22 protein-coding genes are annotated in these 26,507 nt (G+C 30.2%); 19 read left to right on the forward strand and 3 right to left on the reverse strand.

All coding sequences use genetic code 11. The features are described from left to right. The 13 genes from HPRAE_RS00890 (at position 1) to HPRAE_RS00950 (ending at position 13,360) form a co-directional block, all read left to right on the forward strand. Positions 1-291 (forward strand): DUF2325 domain-containing protein, encoded by a 291-nt coding sequence (locus HPRAE_RS00890; RefSeq protein ID WP_014552364.1) that lies wholly within the window; start codon positions 1-3, stop codon positions 289-291. A gap of 54 nt (positions 292-345) precedes the next feature. Beyond that, positions 346-1,053 carry an HD-GYP domain-containing protein gene (locus tag HPRAE_RS00895; protein WP_014552365.1) on the forward strand — a complete coding sequence of 236 codons (708 nt, stop codon included), beginning with the start codon at positions 346-348 and terminating at the stop codon, positions 1,051-1,053. 23 nt (positions 1,054-1,076) lie between these two features. Further along, positions 1,077-1,571: a flavodoxin gene (locus HPRAE_RS00900; protein WP_014552366.1), complete on the forward strand. Its 495-nt coding sequence runs from the start codon at positions 1,077-1,079 to the stop codon at positions 1,569-1,571. A gap of 106 nt (positions 1,572-1,677) precedes the next feature. Next, a complete protein-coding gene (locus HPRAE_RS00905; protein ID WP_014552367.1) occupies positions 1,678-2,016 on the forward strand; it encodes a DUF2023 family protein in 339 nt (112 codons plus the stop codon). A 27-nt stretch (positions 2,017-2,043) separates the two neighbouring features. Continuing rightward, on the forward strand, positions 2,044-2,490 hold the full coding sequence (locus tag HPRAE_RS00910) for a Fur family transcriptional regulator (protein WP_014552368.1): 447 nt from the start codon (positions 2,044-2,046) through the stop codon (positions 2,488-2,490). A 38-nt stretch (positions 2,491-2,528) separates the two neighbouring features. After that, complete coding sequence (locus HPRAE_RS00915) at positions 2,529-4,577, forward strand: methyl-accepting chemotaxis protein (RefSeq protein WP_014552369.1); 2,049 nt, start codon at positions 2,529-2,531, stop codon at positions 4,575-4,577. 80 nt (positions 4,578-4,657) lie between these two features. Beyond that, complete coding sequence (locus HPRAE_RS00920) at positions 4,658-5,599, forward strand: ABC transporter permease (RefSeq protein WP_014552370.1); 942 nt, start codon at positions 4,658-4,660, stop codon at positions 5,597-5,599. Further along, complete coding sequence (locus HPRAE_RS00925; RefSeq protein WP_014552371.1) at positions 5,599-6,549, forward strand: iron chelate uptake ABC transporter family permease subunit; 951 nt, start codon at positions 5,599-5,601, stop codon at positions 6,547-6,549. Before HPRAE_RS00920 ends, HPRAE_RS00925 begins: the two co-directional genes overlap by 1 nt. After that, positions 6,546-7,301, forward strand: coding sequence for an iron ABC transporter ATP-binding protein (locus tag HPRAE_RS00930; RefSeq protein ID WP_014552372.1), 756 nt, complete (start codon positions 6,546-6,548; stop codon positions 7,299-7,301). Before HPRAE_RS00925 ends, HPRAE_RS00930 begins: the two co-directional genes overlap by 4 nt. 56 nt (positions 7,302-7,357) lie before the next feature. Next, positions 7,358-8,266, forward strand: a complete 909-nt coding sequence (locus tag HPRAE_RS00935; RefSeq protein WP_014552373.1) for a siderophore ABC transporter substrate-binding protein — start codon at positions 7,358-7,360, stop codon at positions 8,264-8,266. Between the two features lie 362 nt (positions 8,267-8,628). Next, positions 8,629-9,630, forward strand: a complete 1,002-nt coding sequence (locus tag HPRAE_RS10845; protein WP_014552374.1) for a helix-turn-helix domain-containing protein — start codon at positions 8,629-8,631, stop codon at positions 9,628-9,630. A 222-nt stretch (positions 9,631-9,852) separates the two neighbouring features. After that, positions 9,853-11,610: an ABC transporter ATP-binding protein gene (locus tag HPRAE_RS00945; protein WP_014552375.1), complete on the forward strand. Its 1,758-nt coding sequence runs from the start codon at positions 9,853-9,855 to the stop codon at positions 11,608-11,610. Then, the gene (locus tag HPRAE_RS00950) at positions 11,603-13,360 is read left to right on the forward strand and encodes an ABC transporter ATP-binding protein (protein WP_014552376.1); all 1,758 of its coding nucleotides are present in this window, start codon (positions 11,603-11,605) and stop codon (positions 13,358-13,360) included. Before HPRAE_RS00945 ends, HPRAE_RS00950 begins: the two co-directional genes overlap by 8 nt. 372 nt (positions 13,361-13,732) lie before the next feature. On the opposite strand, the gene HPRAE_RS00955 is transcribed toward HPRAE_RS00950, so the two are convergent. The 3 genes from HPRAE_RS00955 to HPRAE_RS00965 all read right to left on the reverse strand — a co-directional run bounded on the left by HPRAE_RS00955 (position 13,733) and on the right by HPRAE_RS00965 (position 17,751). Further along, positions 13,733-15,175, reverse strand: coding sequence for a carbon starvation CstA family protein (locus HPRAE_RS00955; protein WP_014552377.1), 1,443 nt, complete (start codon positions 15,173-15,175; stop codon positions 13,733-13,735). Positions 15,176-15,277: 102 nt separating this feature from the next. Further along, entirely contained in the window at positions 15,278-16,048 is a 771-nt protein-coding gene (locus tag HPRAE_RS00960) for a LytR/AlgR family response regulator transcription factor (protein ID WP_014552378.1), read from the reverse strand. Then, a complete protein-coding gene (locus tag HPRAE_RS00965; protein WP_014552379.1) occupies positions 16,045-17,751 on the reverse strand; it encodes a LytS/YhcK type 5TM receptor domain-containing protein in 1,707 nt (568 codons plus the stop codon). Before HPRAE_RS00965 ends, HPRAE_RS00960 begins: the two co-directional genes overlap by 4 nt. Positions 17,752-17,942: 191 nt before the next feature. On the opposite strand from HPRAE_RS00965, the gene HPRAE_RS00970 reads away from it, so the two are divergent. From HPRAE_RS00970 to HPRAE_RS00995, 6 genes are all read left to right on the forward strand, one after another. After that, positions 17,943-18,830 carry a cation diffusion facilitator family transporter gene (locus HPRAE_RS00970; protein ID WP_014552380.1) on the forward strand — a complete coding sequence of 296 codons (888 nt, stop codon included), beginning with the start codon at positions 17,943-17,945 and terminating at the stop codon, positions 18,828-18,830. A gap of 250 nt (positions 18,831-19,080) precedes the next feature. Then, positions 19,081-20,130, forward strand: coding sequence for a magnesium/cobalt transporter CorA (gene corA / locus HPRAE_RS00975; RefSeq protein ID WP_014552381.1), 1,050 nt, complete (start codon positions 19,081-19,083; stop codon positions 20,128-20,130). Further along, positions 20,121-23,873, forward strand: a complete 3,753-nt coding sequence (locus HPRAE_RS00980) for a DUF445 family protein (RefSeq protein ID WP_014552382.1) — start codon at positions 20,121-20,123, stop codon at positions 23,871-23,873. Before corA ends, HPRAE_RS00980 begins: the two co-directional genes overlap by 10 nt. Before the next feature lie 4 nt (positions 23,874-23,877). After that, positions 23,878-24,819, forward strand: a complete 942-nt coding sequence (locus HPRAE_RS00985) for a metal ABC transporter solute-binding protein, Zn/Mn family (RefSeq protein WP_425357537.1) — start codon at positions 23,878-23,880, stop codon at positions 24,817-24,819. Further along, positions 24,819-25,592, forward strand: coding sequence for a metal ABC transporter ATP-binding protein (locus tag HPRAE_RS00990; RefSeq protein ID WP_014552384.1), 774 nt, complete (start codon positions 24,819-24,821; stop codon positions 25,590-25,592). Before HPRAE_RS00985 ends, HPRAE_RS00990 begins: the two co-directional genes overlap by 1 nt. Further along, positions 25,585-26,391 (forward strand): metal ABC transporter permease, encoded by an 807-nt coding sequence (locus HPRAE_RS00995; RefSeq protein ID WP_014552385.1) that lies wholly within the window; start codon positions 25,585-25,587, stop codon positions 26,389-26,391. Before HPRAE_RS00990 ends, HPRAE_RS00995 begins: the two co-directional genes overlap by 8 nt. Positions 26,392-26,507: the final 116 nt, after the last annotated feature.

Below are 26,507 nucleotides of genomic sequence, written 5' to 3' on the forward strand. Positions count from 1 at the left end.
ATGTCCTTAATGATAGTTGGAGCAGATAATCTTGGTTCAATCAAAAAAAATGTTAAAAATTTAGGTTTTAAAGAAATAATCCATCTTTCAGGCAGAAAAAAATCTAAATTTAGAAATTTCGAAATTCCTGTAAATACAGATTTTGTTTTAATTATGACGGATTATATAAATCATGCAGTTATGAAAAAAGTAAAAAGAGCAGCTAAAGAAAGTAATGTTAAAGTTATTTATGCCCGCCGTAGTTGGGCTTCTATTTATAAGAAATTAGAAAGAAGAGCTGTTTGTATTTAAATTGAGTTTTAAATAGATTATTAAAATATAGAAATCAAGGTGAGCAAATTAATTATGTTCAAAATAAAGCAAAGTTATATTCCAGCTCAAATCAAAACACATCAGGTAATAGAAATTTTACTAAAAACTCTAGATGCTCGTGATAATAATACATTTGAGCATTCTTGGAGAGTAGCAGAAACGGCTACAATTATTGCTCGTGGTCTAAAATTAAAGGCAGATCAAATAGAAAAAGTTCATATTGCTGCCCATTTACATGATATTGGTAAGATTGGAGTTGCAGATAAAGTGTTAAATAAAACTGGGCGTTTAACTAAAGCAGAATTTGTTGAAATTCAAAAACATCCGCAAATTGCTTATCAAATTTTGAAAAAGACTCCAATCTTTGATTCAGTTTCTCCAATAGTTCTACACCACCATGAGCGTTTTGACGGCAGGGGTTATCCAACTGGACTTAAAGGGAAAGAAATACCACTTGCCGCTCGCATTATTGCGGTAGCAGATAGTTTTGATGCTATGACCTCTAATCGTAGTTATAGAAGAGCTAAAAGTTATAAATTTGCTTTAAAAGAAATTACAGAGCACAGTGGTCAGCAATTTTGTCCTCAGGTTGTAAAAGTTTTTAAACATAAATTTGAATTAATTTTAAGTAGAATAGAATTTATAAATACTAAATTTGAAAAAAAATTTGTACCGGAGTTAGTTGGCCAAGAAGTAGAGCATCAAGAATTGCCGCATTCTCTTAAAGTGTACAATAAATAAAAATAAATGAAAGGAAGATTATAATGGATAAAGTTGGAATTTTTTATGGCAGTACTACTGGAGATACTGAAACAATTGCAATGAGCCTTGCTTCTCAATTAAAAAATTATGATGTTGATGTTTATAATGTTAATTCTGCTGCTAAAGAGGATGTTGAAGCTTATGATAATTTAATTTTGGCTTCTTCAACTTGGGGCTTAGGTGAACTGCAATCTGATTGGATAGATTTTATAGAAGAGCTGAAAGAAGTAGATTTAAAAAACAAAAAAATTGCTTTAGTCGGAACTGGAGATCAAGATATGTATGCAGATACCTTTGTTGATGCAATTGGAATTATTTATGAAGAATTAAAAGCTAGTGAAGCTGAATTTGTAGGTCATTATCCTTCTGATACTTATGATTTTAGTGATTCAAGAGCTTTAGTAGATGAAAAATTAATTGGTTTAGCAATTGATAATACAAATCAATCCGATTTAACTGAGACTAGAATTGAAGAATGGTGCCAGGGATTATTTTAAATTAATAGATAACTAGATGTTTAATCAATAACCCGTTTAGTTATTTTAAATTTAAATAACTGACGGGTTATTGATAATTTAAGTAGAGGCGAAAGGGAGATGCAAAATGAAAGTTTTTAACCATCATTTATATGAATATGAAAAAGGATTAAGAAATTTAATTTTACATACAACTAAAAGTAAACACCAAGATTTTATGGTTAGACGCCTGGAAAATAAGCAGATTGCTTATGTAATTTATCCTGTTTCAGCAAAAAAGATAAATATTTTTTTTGGAGATCAAAACTGTATCGAAGTAATAAAAAAAATTAATAAAGCTGATCTAAAAGCTTATACAGATGAAGAAGATTTTATTTTGGGGATCATGCTGGGTTATGATCGCTTAAAACAATGTGAGCGTTATTTGCAGAGAAAAGATCAAAAAGCTGAATTAAAAGCAGTTTAGAAATTTTTTTAGGAAAGGTGATTAAAATTGAATGAACTTCCAATTAAAAAAATGAAAAATCTTTTTTCTGAATCGGGATACCATTTTACAGAGCAGAGAAGTTTTATTTGCCAAGAACTTTGGAAATCCAGAAAACATTATTTTACTAAAAAAGAGATTTTTGAATATCTAAAAAAAAGAACTGATAAACTTAGTTTAGCGACCGTTTATCGGGCTATTGATAGTTTAGAAAATTTAGGTATTTTAAGAAAAGCAATTATTAAAAATAGAGTTATTAAATATAAAATCTGCTTTGATTTGGGTCAGGAAGTTCATGGTCATTTAATTTGTAAAAAGTGTAATGAGATAATAAAATTAGAAAGTAAAAATTTAAAAAATTTAATTTCTGAAGTCCAATCTGATTATAAATTTGAAATAGATAATCAGATTATTAATTTTAATGGCTGTTGTAATAAATGTCAGCAGAAAAATTAGTTTAAGTTTTCAGTATAAATTATGCAGGAGTGGGAAAAATGTGGAGGAGCTTAAAATTTAGAATTTTAATATCTATTTTGATTTTAATGTTTTTATATTCAACAGCTTTATTTTTAGTTATGGATCAAATTAATACAGAAAAGATTGATTTAAGCTTAAATAGAAATTTAGAAATCGCTAGAATTAATAAAATTAGTATCGAAAATCTTTTCAATAAAATAAGTGAATCAGTTATTCTGTTAAGCAGTCAAAATGTAGTTTATAATCAGCAGAGATTAGAATTGATCAAGAATAATCATAGTTTTGTCGATAGTATTTATTATTTTGATAAAAATAGCAGCTATCAAATCAAAGGTGATTATCCTTTTGCTCAAGCAAAATTAAGTCAAATTTATAGTTCTCTCAAATCAAATCCAAAGGGGGTAGTTAAGTGGTATGGTTATCAAAATGAGCGCTATCTTGTTGGTGCTTCACTTGGTAATCAAGGAGCTTTATTTTTGACTATAGGTTTAAGCAATATTAATAATAATTTAGATAAATATATGCCTTATCAAAGTGGAGAAATTTTAATAGCTAATTCTCAATTTGAAATAATTTCTCAAAATGATGAAGTTAGCAGTCAAAAGCTGGGGACTAAATTAGCAGAAGGATTAAAAAATGAAGTGAAAAAAGTTCTTAATTCAAAATCAATAAATTTAACAGGAAAAATAAATTTAAATCAAAATTCAGAAGTTGATTTAATAAGTTCAGCTTCAAAATTAAATGAGAGTTTAAAGCAAATCAAAAGTGAACAAAATATAAAAGTTGAGAATGAAATACAAGGTAATTTTGAATTTAATAACAATTTATATTCCTATATTTTTATTCCCGAAGTCCAGACTATAGTTCTTGCTCAAGTTGCTAAAGCAGAAATTTATCAGAGTAAAAAAGATTCTAATAAATTATTTGCTTTGATTTTAATTAGTGCAACTTTAATAGTTTTAGTTATTATTTATTTAGCCTTAAAATATTTTTTCTTTGATGATTTGGATCAGATAATTATTAAAACCAAAGAAGTTAAAGCAGGTAACTATAATCTTTTTCAAGTAAAAAGAGATAATAAAACTGAAATGGATAAATTGTATTTCAACTTTAATCAAATGATAATAAAATTACAGGATTTTACTCAAAATATAAAATTTAATTCTAAAAAAGTACATAAAATTATTAATCAAGCAGCTCAAACTGCTTTTAATCTAAGTAATTTTTCAGAAGAAGTATCAGAATCTGTAGAAAAAATTGCTGCTGGAAATCAAAATCAATTAAGATCTATTGAAAATATTAATAATAATATTTTAAAAATGGAAACTGGTTTTGAAAAATTAACTAGTAAAAGTGAAATTGTAGCTCAAAATAATCAAGAATTAATTGCTACTGTAGCTTCTGGCAATCAAGTTGTAGGAATAGTTAATCAAGATATAGGTGAAATAAAAAGAGCAATTAATAAAGTGGCAGTAGAAATCAGCTCTTTTGCGGAGATCTCAACTGAAATCAGTCATATTTTAGATTTAATTAATAATTTAGCTGAAGAAACCAATCTTTTAGCTTTAAATGCCTCCATTGAAGCCGCCCGCGCTGGAGAAGCAGGGAGAGGATTTGCAGTTGTAGCTGCCAAAATCAGACAATTGGCTGAGGCTTCTAAAGATTCAGCAGCTGAAGTTCAAACTTTAGTCAAAGAAATTGATGCTAAAACTGATAGTACTCAGACTAAAATGAAAACTGGTTTGAAAACTATTGCTCAAGGAAAAGAAGCTGTAACTAAGATTAAAAATAACTTTGAAGAATTAAATTTAAAGGTCGATAAAAGTGATAATAGTTTAGAAATGATGTTAAATAAGATTGCTGAACTTAAAGATAATAATCAAAAGTTATTACTAGGGATTAAGAAAAGTAAAGCTTTAGTTGAAAAAAATTATAATTTTTCGGAAGAAGTAGCAGCTTTAAGTGAGGAAGAAACCGCTTCAGTAGCTGAATTTAAAGCAGAAATTGAAGCCATGAAATCAGTTTCACTTTCTTTACAGTCAATCTTAAATTCTAGTAAAGAATAATTTTAAGTTGAAGAAATATTTTTTTGCAGTTAAAGTTGAGTATTCTTATTTAATTAATATTGTTTATTGAAGGAGATAGAATGAAAAAAAGATATTTGTTATTAATAATTTTTATTTTGGCTTTAATTTCTCTTTTTTTGGGAGTTAGCCAGTTTTCAATTTTAGATATTTTTAAGCTGACAAAAGCAAAACAAAATATTTTGTTTTTAAGTAGAATACCAAGGTTAATAAGTATTATTACGGCGGGAATGGGAATTAGTATTGCTGGTCTAATTATGCAGCAAATAAGTCAAAATAAATTTGTTTCACCAACTACTGCAGCTACAATTGATTCAGCTCAGCTTGGTATTTTGACTGCTTTAATTTTTTTTCCAGGAGCAAAGCTTTTAGCTAAAATGTCTTTGGCTTTTCTTTTTGCTGTAATTGGTAGTCTGCTTTTTATGTCTATTTTAAAAAAAATCAAAGTAAAAAGTGTTGTGATAATTCCTTTGGTTGGTATTATGTTAGGTAGAATAATATCTGCCACCAGTAGTTTTTTTGCTTACCGTTATCAACTGGTACAAAATTTATCTGCTTGGATGCAGGGAGATTTTTCCATGATAATTGAAGGCAGATATGAACTTTTATATTTAAGTATTCCTTTAATCATTGTTGCTTATTTATATGCAAATCAATTTACAATGACTGGCTTAGGAGAAGATTTCTCGAAGAATTTAGGTCTAAATTATCGTTTATATGTAAACTTAGGCATAGTGATTGTAGCTTTAATCTCAGCAGCAGTCGTAATTACAGTTGGTAGAATTCCTTTTTTAGGTTTAATTATTCCTAATTTGGTAACTATGTATTATGGTGATAATTTAAAGCAAAATATAATGCCAACTGCTTTAGTGGGAGCAGCCTTTCTTTTGGCTGCTGATATTTTAGGCAGGCTAGTTATTTATCCTTATGAAATACCAATTGGTCTGGTAGTAGGGGTTTTAGGCAGTTTTATTTTCATTTTACTAATTAGGAGTGACAGCTAATGTCTAAAAAAAGCAAGTTATTGACTTTGACCCTATTAACAGGATTTCTAATTGTTTTATATTTAAGTTTAGGTTTAACTCCAACTATTTGGCGTTATGCTTTAAAGCTGCGGCTCCGAAAACTAGCGGGAATTTTAATAGTTGCAGCAGCAATCGGATCAGCAGCAACTATTTTTCAGACAATAACTAATAATCGGATACTTACACCTTCAGTTTTAGGGCTTAACTCTCTTTATCTTTTTCTGCAGAGTTTTTTAGTCTTTTTTCTTGGTTCAGCTAATTTAATTAAATTAGGAGTGCAGTTTAATTTTATTTTATCCGTTTTATTGATGGTTGGAGCAGCATTTATTTTATTTCAATTTCTTTTCAAAAAAGAAGAGCATAATATTTTTCTTTTATTACTGCTGGGCTTAGTGATGGGTACTTTTTTTAGGAGTTTAGCTACTTTTATTCAAGTTTTAATTGATCCAAATGAGTTTATGTTAATTCAGGATCGTAGTTTTGCTAGTTTTAATAATTTAAATTTAGAATTACTTTATTTAGCGGTACCTGGACTTTTAATTGTGCTTTTTATTTTATATAAAAATTTAAATATCTTAGATGTTTTATCATTAGGGAGAGAAAATGCAATTAATTTAGGAGTTGATTATGAAAAAAGTGTTAAATTAGTTTTAATTTTAACTTCAATTTTGATATCAATTTCGACTGCTTTAGTTGGTCCAATTACTTTTTTAGGAATCTTAGTTGTAAATCTAGCTCGAGAGTTGATGCAGACTTATAAGCATAAATTTTTACTTGCAGCCTCTATTTTAAGCAGTATAATTGCTCTAGTTGGAGGTCAGCTTTTAACCGAAAAGATATTTAATTTTGCTACACCAATTAGTGTTTTAATTAATTTTATTGGCGGCTTTTATTTAATAATTATTCTGACAAAGGAGACAAAATTATGATTGAAATAAAAAATTTAACTAAAAAATATGGTGATAAAGCAGTTGTCAAGAATGTGAATTTAAAAATTAAGAAGGGTAAAATCACTTCTTTTATTGGCCCAAATGGGGCTGGCAAAAGTACATTACTGTCTCTGATTAGTCGAATAATTAAGCATTATCAAGGTGATATTTACCTTGAAGGAAAATTAATAAATGATTATCAAACTACAGAGTTTGCTCGTAAACTTTCTATTTTAAAACAAAGTAATAATCTTAATTTAATGCTAACTGTGAGAGAGCTGATTGAATTTGGTCGTTTTCCTTATTCTAAGGGAAATCTAAATGAGCTTGATCACCAAAAAGTAGAGCAGGCTTTAGCTTATATGCAGCTTAATAATTTGGAAAATAGATATTTAAATCAGCTGAGTGGGGGCCAGCGTCAGCGCGCCTTTATAGCTATGATCATTGCTCAAGATACGGAGTATATTCTTTTAGATGAACCACTTAATAATTTAGATGTTAAGCATTCAGTTGAAATAATGAAACGTCTGCGCCGCTTAGTTGATGAATTAGATAAAACAGTAATTATTGTGATGCATGATATTAATTTTGCTTCTTGTTATTCTGATCAAATAGTAGCTTTAAATGAGGGCTTAGTAGTCAAAAAAGGGGGTGTTGAAGAGATTATAAATGAAAAAATATTAGAAAGCATTTATGAGACAGATTTTAATATTAAAGATATTGATCAAAAAAAGATATGTCTTTATTATTAAAAAATAACTTAGTTTAAATAAAGATTAATTTATAATAAATTTTGAGGAGTGGAAAAATGTTTAAGAATAAATTGTTAATTTTAGTTTTAGTTCTAATCTCAGTTTTAGGATCAGTTGGAGTTGGAGCCGCAGAAATAAAGGTTGAGCATTTATTGGGGGAGACTAAGCTGGAAGAAAATCCTGCTCAAGTAATTGCCTTTGATTATGCTTCTATTAATTCCTTAGCTGAACTAGGTGTTGAAGTTGCTGGTTTACCCAAATCGAGTTTGCCAGCTGTGCTTGCTGACTATCAGTCAGATCAGTATGTAGATATTGGAACTCTTTTTGAGCCAAATTTTGAAAAAATATATGAGATGCAGCCTGATTTAATTATAATTTCTGGCCGCCAAGCAGATCTTTATGATCAGTTAAGTGAAATTGCTCCTACTTTATATTTAGGAATTGAAGGCAATAATTTTATGGAGTCAGTCAAAAAAAATGCTAAAATTTTAGGAGAAATTTTTAATAAAGAAGCCTTAGCTGCAGAAAAATTAAATAAGATTGAAACACAGGTTTTAAATTTAAAAAATAAACTTAAAGCTCAAGCAAATGAAGCTTTATTAATTATGGCAAATGACGGCAGCCTTACTGCATATGGCCCGGGTTCTCGTTTTGGTTATGTTTATAGTGAGTTTGGCTTTGAGCCGATTGATAAAAATATTGCAGTTAGCAATCATGGAAGTAGTATTTCTTTTGAATATATTTTAGAAAAAAATCCACCTTATATACTGGTAATTGATAGAGCAGCTGTAGTTGGCGGCAGCACAACAGCTAAAATGACTTTAGAAAATCAATTAGTTAAAGCTACTACTGCTTATCAAGATGATAAAATTATTTATCTTAATTCTGAAATTTGGTATGTAGCTTCTGGTGGTTTAGGAACAACTCTGACTATGATTGAGGATTTAGAAAAAGCTCTAAATTAAAGTTAATAAAAAACAGACTCCTGTTTTAAACAGGGCCTGTTTTTTTATTAACTATGTGATTTATTTCATTTGAACCGGGTACAAAAGAAATAAAGTACAAAGTTAAACTCAAACCTTCTGGGAGGATAAAGAATATAGGTTAGAGAAACTCCTTTCATAAAAAAGGCAGTAATTGCAGCAATCCAGTGATTTTATCTCTTGTCGAGAAAAAAATTTAGAAAATATTGGACTTTTAAATAAAGCTGTTCTTAAAAATAAGGTGATTAAATATAAAATTTGTTTTAATTGTGAAAACATATTACTGGTTATTTAATTTGTAAATAATGATTATAAGATTAATATTATAATTAAGGAAGGTTATTATGAAAAAATATACTTTTAAAAATACTGATGAATATTTTAAAAAAATGGCGGATGAGATGGGAATATTAAAGGAAGTTGGAGAAGTTAATATTAATAATTATCAAATTAAAAAAAGCCAGGGTGAAGGATACATTAAGCGTTTAAAATTTGGTAAAGGGATTGAAATAATTATTGGAGACTTTAGATTAAATAAAGTCCTACAGTATGAATATAATTTAAAAATAGAAAAAGGGATCGAAATAATATATTTTCTCAAAGGTTGGACAAAATTTAGAGACTATTCCCTCACTGATGAAATAGAAATTAATGAAAATGAATTTCGCTATTGGGATGGCGGAATAAATAATCAAGGCTGGATGAAATACCCGCAGAATATCGATATATTTTTTGTGAATATTTATTTTAATAAGAGATTTATTAAAGAAATCTCATTTCAGGGAGATAGAGAACTGGAGAAAATTATATTTAAAGATACTAATAGGCGTTTAACTAAAAAAATAGAGATTCCTGAGCTTATTGTACCTTTTAAACAGATTATTCAGAACAGTGGAGATTTTAGTTCTCCAGCCAAAATATTGTATCTACAGAGCAAAGCTGTCGAGATAATATCCTACTTTATTGAAGATCAATTTTTGGCCACTAACAAGAAAGAGAATACTATTAATAAGACAGAAGATATTAAAAAAATAAAAGAAGCTAAAAAAATTATGGCCTCTAATCTTATCGATCCATTTTCTATTAGTGAATTGTCAAAAAAAGTTGGACTGAATAATTACAAATTAAAAGTTGGTTTTAATGAGATTTATAATGCAACCCCTTTTTCTTGTTTAAGATCTTTAAGAATGGAAAAAGCAAAGGAATTTTTAATTCAAGAGAATGGGAGTAACATTATGGAGATTGCAAATCGGGTTGGTTATTCTAACTCAAGTCATTTTGCTGCTGCTTTTAAAAAGGAGTACGGGCTTAATCCCAGTGTATTTAGAAGAAAAATTTCTTTTTGAAAACAAATATCATAAATCAAATTAATAATTTCCAAGAATGGCTGCTGGCCATTCTTTTTTTGTTTTCTGAGGATTAGTGTTTGGGTTATTGAAGCTAACTGGTTAAATTTTAAAAAAATGAGTCAAAAAAATACTTCTCTGAGTGGTTAAATAATTAGTTAAAGGTTATTATTATAATAATGATTATCAAAATCATTTAAAAAATTAAAGGAAGGTGGAAAAATGGAAGATATCAAAAAAATATTTGCTTTTGCAAAAGAATATCATTACAAATTATATTCATCAATTTTAATGGCTATCAGTAGTGTTTTGTTAGGAATTGTACCTTTTTATTTAGTTTATAAAATTATAATGGCTTTTTTAAAACAGCCGGAAGTAGAATTTACTTATCTTTTAAAAATGACAATTTTAATTCTGGCAGTTCTAATTGCTAAGTCCTATTTGTTTTTAAAGGCAATGTCTGCTTCACATGAGGCTGCTTTTGATACTTTAATGGGAATGCGCAAGAGTCTGGCAGAAAAATTGATTAAAATGCCAATGGGAGAGATAAAAAAAAGAAGTTCAGGTCAGTTAAAAAATATCATAGTTGATATGGTCGAAGAAATGGAATTAATTCTGGCACATTTAATTCCAGAAGGAGTTTCCTACATAGTAGTACCAACTATTCTAGTTATCTGTATCTTCTTTTTAGATTGGCGGCTGGCTCTGGCAGCTTTAGGGACTGTTCCAATTTCTTTGATTATTTTTAAATTAATGATGCAGAATAACGAAGAAAAAATGGAATACTGGTTTAAAGCTGGAGATAAAATGAACAGCAATATAGTTGAGTATATTAGTGGAATGGAAGTTATTAAAATTTTTAATCAAACTACTAGTTCTTTTTCCAAGTATACTGATTCTGTCAAAGATTATGAAAAGTATACACTTGACTGGTTCCAGGAGTCCTGGAATTACATGGCCGGTTTTTTTGTTATTCTGCCCGCAACTTTAAGTTTTATAGTTCCCTTGGGAGCTTATTTCCATTTACAGGGTACTTTAACTCTTCCAGCTTATATTTTAGTAATGATGCTGGCGATGGGGCTGGGTGAACCACTGTCCAAATTGGCTCGTTTTATTGAGTCAATAACTATGATTAAGCGCAAGAGTCAGGCGATTAATGAAATGCTTGCGAGTGAAGAATTAGATTTAAACGAAAATGATTTAGCACCTGTTAATCATAATATTACTTTTGATAATGTTAGTTTTGCCTATGATCAGGAAGAGGTTTTAAAGAATATTAACTTTTTAGCCAAGCAGAATAATGTGACAGCTTTAGTAGGTGAATCTGGGTCAGGTAAATCTACAATTGCTAAATTACTTGTCCGTTTCTGGGATCCTCAAAAAGGTAAGATCAGGCTGGATGGAGTTGATATTAAAAAACTTTCTTTTGCCAGATTGATGGAAACAATTAGTTATGTCTCTCAGGATATTTATCTCTTTGATACCACAATTAGAGAAAATATCAGGATGGGAGATCTTAAAGCTACAGATCAGGAGGTGGAAGCAGCTGCCAGGCTGGCTCAGTGTCATGAGTTTATACTTGAATTAGAAAATGGTTATGAGACCTTTGCTGGAGATGCAGGTAATAAATTGTCTGGAGGACAAAAACAGAGGATTTCAATAGCTCGATCTTTGCTCAAAGACGCCCCGGTTATTATACTTGATGAAGCAACAGCTTTTACTGATCCCGAAAATGAAGATAGAATTCAGACAGCTTTGAATGATTTAATTGAAGGAAAGACCTTGTTGGTAATTGCACATCGGCTGTCGACAATAGCTGATGCTGATAATATTATTTTAATGGATCAAGGACGAATTGCGGCTCAGGGAACTCACCAGCAATTACTTAAAGAATCAGCTATTTACCAAAAACTATGGCGGGCTCATCAAGAAGCTATGGAATGGGATATTAAGGTAGAGGGGGTTAAAGCTAATGTTTAAGATTATTAAAAGGGTTTTAAAGCTAGCAGGTAATTTTTCCAGAAGGCTTAAACTAGCTATGCTTGTTAGTTTTGTTGAAGCTATTTTTAACAATACTCCATTTTTTATGGTTTTTTATACAATGATTGAAATTATTGAAGGGACTTTAACAATTAATGATATTTGGTTTATAACCTCTGTAATTATAAGCTCTTTATTGATTCAGATTATATTAAAAAGAATTATTTATACCTTGCAGAGTGGAACTGGTTTTGAAATTTTTGCCAGGGAGAGAATTAAAATTGGAGATCGTTTAAAACGTTATCCAATGGGATATTTCAATGAGGGTAATTTAGGTAATATTTCTGCGGTTATTACTTCAGATATTAATTTTGTAGAAATGCACGTGATGAATATTATTGATAAAGTTGTAATGGCCTATGTAAATGCGGCAATTTCAGTACTTTTTCTTTTTTATTTAGATTATCGGCTGGCACTAATTTCGACTATTGTCTTTTTATTGGCCAATTTTAGTTTAAGAAAAATATTTAAAGTTGGTAAAAAGCAGGGTCGGACTAGACAGAGTACCCAGTCAGAAGTAGTAACAGCTGTACTTGAATATGTGAGAGGAATGTCAGTGATTAAATCTCTTAATTTAACTGGTGATAAAGCCCGCTCGGTCAAAAAAGCTTTTCAGAAATTTAGAGATATTTCGATTGCCATGGAAAGAGCTTTTGTACCACTCATTTTTCGTTTTGAGCTCTGGTTTGCAGTTGGAATTGCTTCGACAATTTTGATGGCTGGAATTTCGGTTAATCAGGGTAGTTTATCTCTTCCCGTGATGCTGATTGTATTCATTTTTATTTTCAGAATTTATGTTCCTTTTCAATTTTTAAGCACTCAGAGTGCAGAAATACGTTTGATGGAAGCCTGTCTGGACCGCTACCAGGCGCTTAAAAAAATAGATATTATTGATGAAGATGGTAAGGATAAGAGTTTAAATAAATATGAAATTGAGTTTTCTGATGTTAGTTTTGCCTATGAGCAACACGCTGTTTTAAAAAATATCAATTTTAAAATACCTGAAAAAAGCATGACAGCTCTGGTCGGGGCTTCAGGTTCTGGCAAAACAACCATTGCAAACTTAATTGCTCGTTTTTGGGATGTACAGCAGGGACAGGTTAAGGTAGGAGGAATTGATGTTAAGAAATTAACCTGTGATAGTTTACTTCGAAATATCAGTATGGTTTTTCAAAATGTATATTTATTTAATGACACTATTTTAAATAATATTCGTTTTGGTAATCCTCAAGCTACAGAGGCAGAAGTTATTGTAGCAGCTAAAAAAGCTCGCTGTCACCGCTTTATTAGTGAATTAGAAGCTGGCTATCAAACAGTAGTTGAAGAAGGAGGCTCTTCCCTATCTGGGGGAGAGAAGCAGAGAATTTCGATTGCCCGGGCCATCTTAAAAGATGCTCCGATAATTTTACTGGATGAAGCAACTGCCAGTGTTGACCCGGAAAATGAAAAGCATATTCAGCAGGCAATTAATGAGCTGGTAAAAGATAAAACTTTAGTAGTGATTGCCCATCGTCTTTCGACAATTAAAAATTCTGATCAAATTCTGGTTTTAGAGTCAGGTAAATTAATTCAGCAGGGCAATCATCAACAGCTGCTGGCTGGAGATGGTAAATATAAAGATTTCTGGCAGCAAAGATTGGAGGCGAAAAGTTGGCAAATTAGCCGTGCTGAATCAACAGTTAAAAGCTGAATATAATCATATTGGTGATCTAAATAGAAGTGGGGGAGAATGGTCTCAGACACTGTCATATGCGTTACGGAAATCCTAATTTGATTATCTGGCCATTGATCCCTTTCTTGCTGACTGGTGGCTAAATATGTTTGAAATAGTAAAATTAATAAAGAAAAAATTGATAAAAACATGATATAACAAGCTGGATTATACTTAATAGTGCTGCCTGTTAAAACAAAAAAATAATTTTCCTGATAAACTAAATAAATTATTTGCAGGAGCAGTTATTTAATAATTATTATTAAAGCTTTTGATAATAAAAAACCTCTGATTTTAAGAACCAGAGGTTTTAACTAAACTATATTAAATGTTAACCAATAATGATAAATTTTAAACTGCCTGTTTTTCTTCGGCAGGTATTATTTCTTTAAATGAAGTACTGTTTATTTTTTTGAGATAGATTCCCATTGTAATAATTGCAATTATGATGCCAGTTATCACAGAAAAGTTGTAAGCTAAACTAAAACCTTCTGGGGCATAAAGAATATAGGTTACAGATACTCCTGTCATAAAAAAGGCAGGAATTGCAGCAATCCAGTGGTTTTTACCGCGTTTAGCAAGCCACATTGAACCAGCCCATAAAACAACCATTGCTACAGTTTGGTTTGCCCAGGCAAAATAGCGCCATAAAGCATCAAAGTTCATTTGGGATAAGATACCTCCAACAATAAAAATTGGAATTGCGAGCATTAATCTATTTTTAATTGATTTTTGTTCTATATCAAAAATATCAGATAAAGTTAAACGGACACTTCTAAAAGCAGTGTCTCCAGATGTTATTGGAGCGGCAATTACCCCTAACATTGCTAAGACTCCACCAACTACGCCCATCATAGTACCTGTTATTTCGTGAACTACTCCAGCTGGGCCACCAAGAGTTGTTAAAGCTTCGTTTAAGCCGCCTGTGCCTTTGAAAAAGGTCATTGCTGCAGCAGCCCAAATTAGAGCTACTATTCCTTCGGCAACCATTGCTCCATAAAAGATACGTCTAATCTCTTTTTCATTATTTGTACAGCGAGCCATAATTGGTGATTGGGTAGAGTGAAAACCACTAATTGCTCCACAAGCAATAGTAACAAAAAGTAAGGGCCACATTGGTAGTTCGCCGGGATGCAGATTATTTAAAGCTATGTTAGGAATATTATAATCTCCAAAAATTAAGCCGCCGCCGACTCCAAAAGCCATAATTAAAAGTGCTAAGCCAAAAATAGGATATAATTTTCCTATTATTTGATCAACAGGTAAAAAAGTCGCGATAAAATAATAGGCTAAAATAATAACCAGCCAGATATTTACTCCCATAAAGCTCGGAGTCAGGTTAGCTAAAAGCATGGCTGGGCCAGTCATAAATACTGTTCCCACTAAAACTAAAAGCACAATACTAAAAACTCTCATAATCTGTCTAATTGTTCCACCTAAATTTTCTCCAATTATTTCGGAGATTGAAGCTCCATCTGAGCGAATAGAAAGCATTCCGGAAAGATAATCATGAACACCACCAGCAAAAATTGTTCCAAATACTATCCAGAGAAAAGCACTTGGCCCCCATAAAGCACCAGCGATTGCTCCAAAAATTGGACCTAAGCCTGCGATATTTAAAAACTGGATTAAAAAAGCCTTTTTCCAATCCATTGATATGTAGTCAACCCCATCTTCCATCGCTATCGCTGGAGTTTCTCGCTCAGGTTGTGAATCAAAAATCCGATCTACAATTTTACCATAAGTAAAATAACCAATAACTAAAACTGCTAAAGAAATAAGAAAAGATGCCATAAAATAACCCCCTTAAATTTTTAATACATTTTAATTATACTCTGATTAAGGATTAAGAAAAGGCATTTTAGCTGAATTGTAAAAATATAAGTCTCAATTACATTATTTTAGATTTAAGAGGTTATTTATTTGTTCTACTTTAGAGCGACTAACAGGAATTTTATGTTCAGAGCAGTCTTCCATTAATACTTGATATTTACCTTTAAACCAGGGAATAACTGCTTTGATATGTTTTAAGTTAACAATATAACTTTTATGGATTCTAAAAAATTGATTTGAAAGCATTTGTTCTAATTCTTGGAGCTGAAATTGAGTCATATAAGATTTTTGATAACAGTGGGCCCAAACTCTTTTTTCCTTTGTTGAAAAATAGTAAATATCTTGAAAGTCGAGCATTAAATAATAGTCTTTAGCCATGACAGCGATTTTATTTAGCTCTTGTTTTGGTTGAGAGTTATTTAGACTTTGAAAAAGATTTTCTAGTTTCTGCTTAAAATTATTACTATTAATAATTTCTTTTTTAGCTTTCTTTAAACTTTCTTTTAATTGTTGATCACTAATTGGTTTGAGCAAATAATCAACTGCTGCTAATCTAAAAGCTTCAACTGCATATTCGTCATAAGCAGTAGTAAATATAATATAGGGAGCATTCTTTTTTTGATTTAAAATTCTAGCTATTTCTATTCCACTTTTACCTGGAATTTGAATATCTAAGAAAATTAAGTCAAAATTTTCTTGGTCCAAAAGTGCAAGTGTTTGCTCTCCATTGGCCAATTCAGCTGCAACTTCAAAGTCAGATTCTTTTTCGATCATAAATTTCAGCTCATCTCTAGCTAATTTTTCATCTTCAACTATCATTGTTTTAAATTTCATTTTAGTTCACTCCTTTCGCTGATTAAATTAAAGGGAATTGTAATTATATTTTTAGTTCCTTTAGCTATTTCAGATTTAATTTCAAGCTTAGCTTGGCTGCCAAAAATAGAAAAGAGTCTTTCTTTTATATTATTGATTCCAATTCTATCATTTTCATTATTTTTAATTTCATTTATTTTTTCAGGCTTAATTCCAGGGCCATCATCTGCAATTATAATCTCCAACTTTTTATCTTTTTTTTCAACTTTAATTATTATTTGACCACCTTCATTTTGTGAGTGAATGCCATGTTTAACAGAATTTTCCACTAGAGGTTGAATAATAAAAGGTGGGATTTTAATATTTTTTAAAGCAGAATCTACTTGCCAACAAACTTTTAATCTAGAACCAAGCCGGGCTTTTTCAATACTTAAATAATCCCGGCAAAATTCAATTTCTTCAGCCAGAGTTATTTGATGAATATCTCTTTTTAAGGTTCTTCTAAAAATACCAGCTAATTTAATTAATAAGGATCTAGCCTGCAGCGGTTTAGTCCTGCATAGAGCGGCAGTGGCATTTAAAGAATTAAAGAGAAAGTGCGGGTTAATTTGTGCTTGGAGAGCTTTAAGTTCTGCTTCACTTTTTAATTCTGCCTGTTTGGAGAGTTTAGCCAACTTAATTTGAGTTGCTAATAAATTAGAAATTCCTTCTGCTAATTTAATATCTAAAACAGTTATTTTTTGCTGACAGCGATATAATTTTAGTAAACCATAAATACTATTTTCTATTTTAAGAGGGGTGATAACTGCATTTGTTAGCTGACAACTTGGTTCTTGACAGTTAATATTTTTTTGGTCATCAATAATAATCGTTTTTTGTTCAGCAATAGCCTTTTTACTAGCTTTTGTTTTAATTTTTTCACCTGCTAAATGGTGATCAGCTGCAGTTCCAGTAAAAGCGAGAACCTCTTTTTTATCAGTTATGGAAACGGCGTCAACTTTACTCTCTTTTTTGATCATTTCAATGATTTTTTGAGCTGAATCATGGTCTAAGCCAGTTTGGAGTAAAGGTAAAGATCTTTCTGCAATTGAGAGGACCTTTTCGGCTTGAAAAGCTCTGATTTTTTGATTATCTTCTTTAACTTTATTTAAAATACTAATAAAAATAGCTATACCAAGACTATTAGTTAAAATCATTGGCAGACCTATAATTTCAACTAATTTTACTGCCTTAATTAAAGGCCTACTAAAAACAATAACAATTAACATTTCAATTGTAAGTGCTAAAAGACCAATTAGAAAACCAGTTTTAAAATTTATTTTTTTATTTTCATATTTTTGAGCAAAAAGACCACCAATTAAGCCACTACTTGTAGTTCCAATTGCACAAGCTAAACTAGTAAAACCACCTAAGCTAAAACGATGTAGACCAGCAATTAAACCAGCGACTATTCCTACAATTGGCCCTCCCATTAAACCAGCCATCAGAGCTCCAATAGCTCTGATATTGGCATAAGCATCCAATACAATAATCCCCAAAAAAGTTCCAATAATTGAGAGGAGGGCAAAAAATAAGGTTAAAAATATTTTTTCATATTTATTAAATTTATTATTTAAAATATGTTTTATACTATTAAAACGGCTTAAAACATAAGCAAAAGTTGCAATAACACTCATACTTTTAAATAAAGTAAATAACAATTCTAAAATTTTTTGATTATTCATTAGCTGCTCCTTTGATAATAGTAATTTCTATTTAAATAATACTATAACAGCTGAGCTTAATCAAATTAGACTAATTAGAATTTAGCCTAAAAAATGAGCTAGATTTTTAGTAATGATTGCTATTATTTAGCTGAATTGATATACTTAATCTTAGATTTAAAACTAAAGAATTAAAGTTTGGAGGTTTAAAAATGGAAAAAGAAAATATACGCTATGAGCAGGGAAAAAAGATCTCTATAATCAGCCTGATAAGTAATACTGTACTGGCTATCATGAAAATTTTGATTGGTTTTTTAGCCAGTAGTACAGCTTTAATAGCTGATGGTTTTCATTCTGTTTCTGATATGGCATCTACAATTATAGTGATGATTAGTATTAAATTTTCGGAAACTCCTGCTGATAAGAACCATCCTTATGGTCACGAAAAAGCGGAGGCTTTAGGAACTAATATTTTAGCAGTAATTTTAATTTTAACAGCTGTTTTCTTGGGTAGAGATGCATTTCTACGGATTTTGAGTGGTAAACTAGCTAGACCAGGACCTTGGGCTTTAGCAGCAGCTTTTATTTCTATAGTGGTTAAAGAATTATTGTATCGTTTTACAATTAAAATAGGTCGTGAAATAAATAGCAGAGGTTTAATTGCTGATGCTCATCATCACCGTTCAGATGCTTTATCTTCGATTGCAGCTTTAATTGGAATTGGAGGGGCTAGATTAGGTTACGAATTTTTAGATCCCTTAGCTGGTTTAGTTGTTGCTTTTTTAATTTTAAAAGTTGGCTATGAGATAATGAGAGATACAGCTTATGAATTAATGGATGGTCGACCTGAACTCGAAAAAGTAGATGAAATTGGAGCAATAGCTAATTCAATTGCTGGAGTCATTGAAATTCATGATCTGAAATTAAGAAGTTATGGCCCAAGTTATATTGTGGATTTAAAAATAGTGGTTCAAGATCAATTATCAGTTTTTGAAGGCCATAAAATTGCTTCTAAAGTTGAAAACGAAATAATAGAAAAAAGTGATTCTGTTAAAGATGTATTAGTTCATGTTGATCCATATTCTATTCATCACAGCTGAAAAATTAATTAAAAATAAAGTGGATAACTAGGTTTTAAGCCAAACTTATCCACAAGTTAATCACAAAACAGGTGTTTTATCCACAACTATTAACAATTAATCAACAAATATTGTGGACTAATCCAGGTATTTACTAACAAGTTATCCACAAATTGTGGATATAAAATAATAATTATTTAAAATAATCAAAATCTTAGGAGTGAAAAAAGAATTTTAAAACTATAATTAGATTCTAAAAAGGAGGACACAAATGAGAAGATTTTCTCGAGTTAAATCAAGTGAAATTGGGCATAGTCCAGGAACTTTAAATGGGATTGAAAAACAAGTAGAAGCTAAAATTGATTTAATTCAATTTCAAGAAGATGAGTTTAAGCAAAAAAGTGTAGAGAAGCTAAGTTTAGAATTAATAGATTCTGAATTTGTTAATTGGATTAATATTAATGGAATTCATGATGTTGAATTAGTTAAAGAATTAGGAGAATTAATTAATTTACATCCTCTGACTTTAGAAGATATTACTAATACTCGTCAGCGTCCTAAAAAAGAAGAATTTGATAATTATTTGATCACAATTTTAGATATGCTAAGTTATAAGGGTGATTATATTCAGTCAGAACAGGTTAGTTTAATTTTATTAGAGAATACAGTTATTACTTTTCAAGAAGCAGGTGGTGATGATTTTGAAAATGTAAGAACTAGAATTGCTCAAAAAAAAGGGCAAATTAGAAAAAAAGAAGCTGATTATTTATTTTACGCTTTATTAGATGCTATAGTTGATAACTATTTTTATATTTTAGAAAGAAATGAAGAAGTTTTAGAAGAACTTGATGATTTAGTTATAGCATCTCAGACTGGCCCTGATACTTTAGAAATCATTCAGAATTTAAAACAAGAAATGGTTTTTTTAAGAAAAACAATCTGGCCTTTAAGTACAATGTTTGGTAATCTTTATAGGGTTGACTCACCTTTATTAAAAGAAGAGACAGATTATTATTTAAGAGATGTTTATGATCATATAAATCAATTAATGGACGAAATTGATTTTAGTCGTGATATGTTAGCAAGTATGTTAGATATTTATTTATCCAATAAAAGTAATAAAATGAATGAAGTAATGCAATTTTTAACAGTTATTTCTACAATTTTTATTCCCCTAACTTTTATTGCTGGAGTTTATGGAATGAACTTTAGCTATATGCCAGAATTAGAACATGAAATTGCCTATCCTGCTATTATGTTTTTGATGCTTGTGATTGCAGTTATTCAATTAATTTATTTTAAGAGTAAAAAATGGCTTTAGATCTTTTAGCAATTATTTCAGCAGCAGGAACAGGAGCAGTTACTGGCTATTTAACAAATAATCTGGCATTAAAAATGATTTTTAAGGAGTACGGCCCACTTGGGGGAGTGGTAGTTAAAACCAAAACTGAATTTATTGAAAGTATTTCAAAACTAGTAGAAAAAGATTTAATTAATCACCAAACTTTAGCAGCTCAATTTTCAGCTCCAGCTTTTCAAACAAATTTTAAGCAGACAACAGCTGATTTTTTAAATATTTATTTAGTTAAACATAGTCAAAAATTAAAATTGGCTGAGATTAGTGGTTTTGAGAAAAACTATGAATTTTTAGCCGAGGCTGCTAGTAAAAGTTCAGCTGAAGCTGCAATTAAAACTGCTAAGAAATTAGAAGAAAAGGAATTAAAAGAAATAATATCTGAATCAAAACAGCAGCAATTATTAGTAGAAGCTAAAAATTTGTTTGTTAAAAAAGCTTGCTCAAATTCAAGTTTAGAAAAAATAATGCTTAATTTTGTTCAACAGCTGCAGGAGCAAAGTCTCAGAGATTTAATTGATCAAAATATTTATTTAGAGCTTAAAGAAATTATGAAAAATTTAATAAATTATTTACAAATAAATCAAAGTAAGCTGCAAAATAGCAGCAAAAAAGAATTATTAACAAAACTAAAAGATTTATTTAAATTAGATCAAACTGGGCGCGAGCTAATCGAACAAATTCAAGCTTTAAGATTATCAGATTTAATTAAATCTGAGGCTGAGTTAAAAGAAATTACTGCTGAAGCTGAAATTTCTAAGCTTATTAAAGAAATACTGGTTAATTTGAAAATAGAAATTCAGAATTCTGAAATCTGTTTAGCAGATTTAATGACAGAGGGAATTAAAAATGACTTTAGAGCTGATTTAGCAGTTTTGACTAAGGCAGGAACGAAAGAAATTTTAGCTTTTGTTGATTCGGAAAGTGAAAATTTAAATCAACTAATTTTGACAGCCGTAGAGGCAGAAATCGAAGCTAGTAGTGGTTTTCAAGCTATGAGCCGCCAAGGGATTTATAGTAAATATAAAGAAAATATAGAAGAATATGGTTTACCAATTACTCATCTGCAAACTTATCTTAAAAGCAAAATAAAATCTGACCAGCAAAAATTGGTCGAAAATTTGTTTGAAAAAATCAAAAATATTAATATAAATAGATTTTTAGACCAAGTTGATTTAGATAGTTTGTCCTTAAAGCTAGAACAATTATTCTTTGATTTCTATGCCGAAAATAATAATCAAAGATTGACTGAGATCTTTAGTGCTGATCTCTTTGAACAAAAAAAATTAACAGATAAATTACTTACACTCAGCTTGAATTTTGCTTCCCAAATTAGTGATGATCCTCAGGCAGTAGAAGTTTTAATTGATTATTTAATGAGTTTAAAATTAAAAACATTTGTTAAATCAGAGCAAATTAAAGCAGATAAAAATAATTTAGTAAAGCCTTTAGCTGAATTTTTATTAGAAAAAGATAGCTTTTTAAAAGATTTTGCAGCTTTTCTTAATCAAAATTTCTTTGAGATTTTAAGCAAAGAATTTCAAAAATCACAATCTGAATTAGAAACTGAAGTAGAAAATCATTTTAAGAGTCAAGTTGATAAAATCGGTTCTAAAAAAGTTGAATCCATTGTCCAACTAGTACCAAATCAGCCAGGTTCTGTTGCAGATTTAACTGAATCCATTACTACTTTCTTTTATAATAATTTACCTGAGCTTTTAGAAGGTCAAGTTGCAAAGGCAGCAGCAGCTAATCTAAATCAGCTTTCTGATCAAGAAGTCCAAAAAGCTATAGAAGATTTTATGGGTAAAGAATTAAAGCCTATTACTTATTTGGGAGCTTTATTAGGAGCTTTAGCTGGAATTATATTTTCAGCTAGTGGAGCCGAAATGGCTATTTTACAGTCAGCCCCACTTTGGCTTGAGTATTTGAGCTCAGCTCTTTTGTATGGTGGTGTAGGTTGGTTAACAAATGTTTTAGCAATTTGGATGATTTTTCATCCTTATCAAGAATATAATATTCTAGGTGCTAAAATACCTTTTACCCCAGGAGTTGTTGCCAAAAATAGAAGTCGTTTTGCTGATTCGATGGGGAAATTTGTAGAAAAAGAATTATTACAAGCTGAAACAGCAGCTGAAATTATAGAAAATAATCGGGAAGCGATTAAAAGTAGAATTTTAGCTTATTTTGCAGCTAAAGATTATCAACAATTATTTAATTTAATTAACTCAAAAAAAGATCTATTAGCAGCAGCTTTAATCAAAAAAATGAAACAATTATTAAAGCACTCAGATAACAGTGACTTTGAAAATTTAGTTTCTAAAGTTGAAAAAAGATTAGAGAAATTATTAGTTGAAAAAGTAGATGACTTAGATTTTGAAACTGAAATCAAAAGTTATTTAAAAGCAGAAAATAATTCTTTAGTAGAATTAAATTATTTTTTAACTTCTCAATTTAGTTTAGATAAACTAATAAACTCTTTAACAGGTAGTTATAGTTTTGAACTTAATTCGCTGCAGCTAAAGAAAATCATCGCAAATAAAGAACTTTATCCTTTATTTAGATTTATTTTGCCTAGTTTATTAAATAAAGAAATTAATTTTAAGTTAAAAGATTATGTTTTAGATATTTTAAAACAAGATTCTAAACTTTATCTTGATCAAGGTCTAGATTTGCTGTGGCAAAAAGAAGCTGATTTAGCAAAAGCCATTAACTTTAAAAAAGATGAAATTATAGAAAAGGAAAAAGAAAAAAAGGGTGGTTTGCTTAAAAATACAATGATTTCTGGTGCCATTTACATGGCTGATTTGGATCAGTTTGTAAATTCTGTGGTAGCTAGAGTTTTTGCTAAACTAAAAAATAATTATTTTGAACAAAAAAGAGAAAAATTAGAGAGTCATTATTTTAAATTATTAGAAAATCTGGCTCAAAAAGATTTGAATTTAGAAACTAATTTTAATTTAACTCAACTTTTAGCAAGTTTTTTTGCTTCTGAAAAAGGTGCAAAGCTGTTAAAAGAAGTTCTTTATTTAAGTGATGATCTTATAGCAGACTTAATTGAATTAATTTTAAAAGAAGATAGAAAAGATTTATTGGCACTTAATTTTGAACTGCAAGCAGAGGCAGTAGAATATCTAATTCAAGAACAGCTAAGTTTAGAACAAAAATTGCAACTTTTGCTTTTAATTAAAGATCTATTGACAGCCAAAAATTTGGCAGCTGAAATTAGAAATTTATTAGAAAAACTTGATTTAGAAATATTGACTAAAGAAATCAAGTTATTAGTTAATAATTTAAAATTAATAGAAAATGAAAATTTAAAGAGTGATTTATTGGCTGAACTTAAAAAAAATGGTGCAGATTTATTAGAAACAGAAGCTTTTACAAGCTGGTTTCACGAATATTCAACAGCTGAAATTTCTAAATTAGTTCAAAAAATAGCAAGAAAAATGGATAGAGATAGTTTAGAAGATCTGCTGATTTTATTTATAGAAGCTGGGATTGACAGTTTTAAAAATAATTCAGAGGCTTTACTCCAGAGCTTAGAATTAAAGAATTTAACAGCCGCTGAGGTTAGAAAAATGGATCCAGCTGAAATAGAAAGTCTTTTTAATGATTTTGCTGGTAAATATTTTAATCATTTAAAAGAATACGGCTGGTTTGGGGGAGTTTTTGGAGTGCTTCAATTATTAATTAGAACAATAATTTAAAGAGGTGAGAGAATTGAAATTAAAACAAAAAATATTTTCGTTTATGATGATTATAATTTTTCTATTTGTTGGTGCTGGGGCAGTAAGTGCAGCTGGAGATACTGTAGTTGCAGTGACTATTTTACCACAAATCGAAATGGTAAAAGCTGTGGCTGGAGATAGAGTAGAGGTTATAGAAATGATTCCACAAGGTTTTAGCCCTTCTAATTATGCTCCTTCTCCAGCTGAGATGAGGGCTTTTGATCAGGCAAGTATTTATTTTTCTATCGGAGTTCCAGCAGATATCCAAAATATTTTACCAAGAGCAGAGGCTAGAGATAATTTAAAAATTGTAAAGCTTTTTCAGGAAATTGAAAGTAAATATCCTCATCACTATTTTGGTGAGCCAGAGAGTGAAGAAAATGCTGATCATATTCACGCTGATCATGGTCATAGTCATGCAGGAGGACGTGATCCCCACATTTGGCTTTCTCCAGCTAGAGCCCAAATGATGGTTAAATTAATTAGAGATCATTTAATTAATATTTTGCCAGAATATGAATTAGAATTTAAGCAAAATACTAAAAATTATTTAGAAAAAATTAATCAGATTGATCAAGCAAATAAAAAGCTATTAGCTTCTTATCAGGGCCAAAAAATACTTGTTTACCATCCTGCCTTTGGCTATTTTGTGGATCATTATGATTTAGAAATGATTGCTATTGAAGAGGCTGGTAAAGAACCAGGGCCTCGCTATTTAGAGCAAATTATTGAATTAGCTAAAAGTCAGCAGATAAAAACAGTTTTTCATCAGGCAGAAATTGATAGTAATAAAACAAGAGCTGTAGCAGAAGAATTAGCTGGAAAGCGGGTTGAGCTTGATCCTTTGGCTAAAAATTATAGTGAAAATTTAAAATTGATGGCCCAAAAAATAGCAGCTGTGCTTGCAGAAAGAGCTGATAATTAGTGGATTATGCGGTTGAATTAAACAATGTGTCAGTTAAATATGGCTCTTTAGCTGCTTTGACAAATATTGACTTGAAAGTTAGCGAGGGTTCTTTTTTAGGGATTATTGGTCCTAATGGTGGTGGCAAGACTACTCTTTTAAAAGTGGTTTTGGGTTTAATTGAAACTGAAAAAGGGGAAGTTAAAATTTTTGGTAATTCTTTAGCTCAAGCTGCTGATAAAATTGGTTATGTACCACAGATTTCTAATTTTGACCGGAATTTTCCAATTAGTGTTTTAGATGTGGTCTTAATGGCCAGACTTGAGGGTAAGTTAAAGTTTTTTCACAGCTATCAAAAAAAGGATTTAAAACAGGCTGAATCAGTCTTAAAAGAATTAAATTTATTTGAGTTAAAGGATAGACAGATTGGTAAACTCTCGGGTGGTCAACTGCAGCGGGTTTTAATTGCCCGTGCTTTGGCAGTAGAGCCAGAAATTTTACTTTTAGATGAACCAACAGCAAATGTAGATGCTAGTTCAACTGCAGAAATTTATAAGCTGCTGAAAAAGTTAAATCAAAATAAAACAATCATTGTAGTGACTCACGATATGGCTGCAGTTTCTTCTTATTTTGATACTTTAGCTTGTTTAAATCAAAAATTATATCACCATGGAGATAAACATTTAGACCAAGAAACTACTGAACAAGTTTTTGGCTGTCCAGTCGATTTAATTGCTCATGGTCATCCACACCATGTTTTTGCTCCTCATGGAGAGGAGGTAAATAATGATTAAGGCAATTTTTAATTATCAATTTATGCAAAATGCTTTTTTTGCTGGAATTTTAGCCAGTATAGTGTGTGGTTTGATTGGAACAATTGTTGTTGAAAAAAAATTAGTGATGTTAAGTGGTGGTATCGCTCATACTTCTTTTGGCGGGATTGGCCTGGGCTACCTTTTAAATATTGAACCAATTTATGGGGCCTTTACTTTTGCAATTGCGGCTTCCTTGGCCATAGCTAGAATTAGGCGGAAAATTGGTACAGGTTCAGATACATTAGTTGGAATGTTTTGGTCTTTAGGAATGTCATTAGGGGTTTTATTTATCGGTTTTACCCCAGGTTATCCACCTGATATCTCTTCTTATTTATTTGGTGATATTCTAACAGTTAGAAAAATGGATATCTGGTTAATGGCAGCCTTAACTATTTTTATACTCCTGGCAATTACTAGCCTTTTTAATTATTGGAAAGCATATTTATTTGATGAAGAATTTTTGAGAGTTTTGGGAGTTAATTCTGTTCTTTTAGAGAATTTTTTATTTATTATGATCGCTTTAGCAATAGTTATTTTGATTAGAGTTGTGGGGATAGTACTTGTCATAGCTCTTTTGACTGCACCACCTGCAGCAGCTCGTTTATATACTGATAATTTGAAAAAAATTATGGCTTTAGCTATTCTCTTTGGTTTTATTTTTAGTTTTAGTGGTTTAACTTTTTCTTATTATTTTGATTTACCTTCTGGAGCTGTAATAATTATTACAGCAGCTCTTTTCTATTTTATTTCTGTTTTAATTAAAGGAAGAAATAGTTAGAATTATGGGCTTGATTTCAAAAAGTGAGTAATATTCTGATATTTGATAATTAAAGTAGCTGGAGTTGATATTTGCTTTTTAGCAGGCTTTAAAGGCCCTTGTTATTTTGAGCTAAA

This window comes from Halanaerobium praevalens DSM 2228 (genome assembly GCF_000165465.1).
GTDB classification, from domain to species: Bacteria; Bacillota; Halanaerobiia; order Halanaerobiales; family Halanaerobiaceae; genus Halanaerobium; species Halanaerobium praevalens.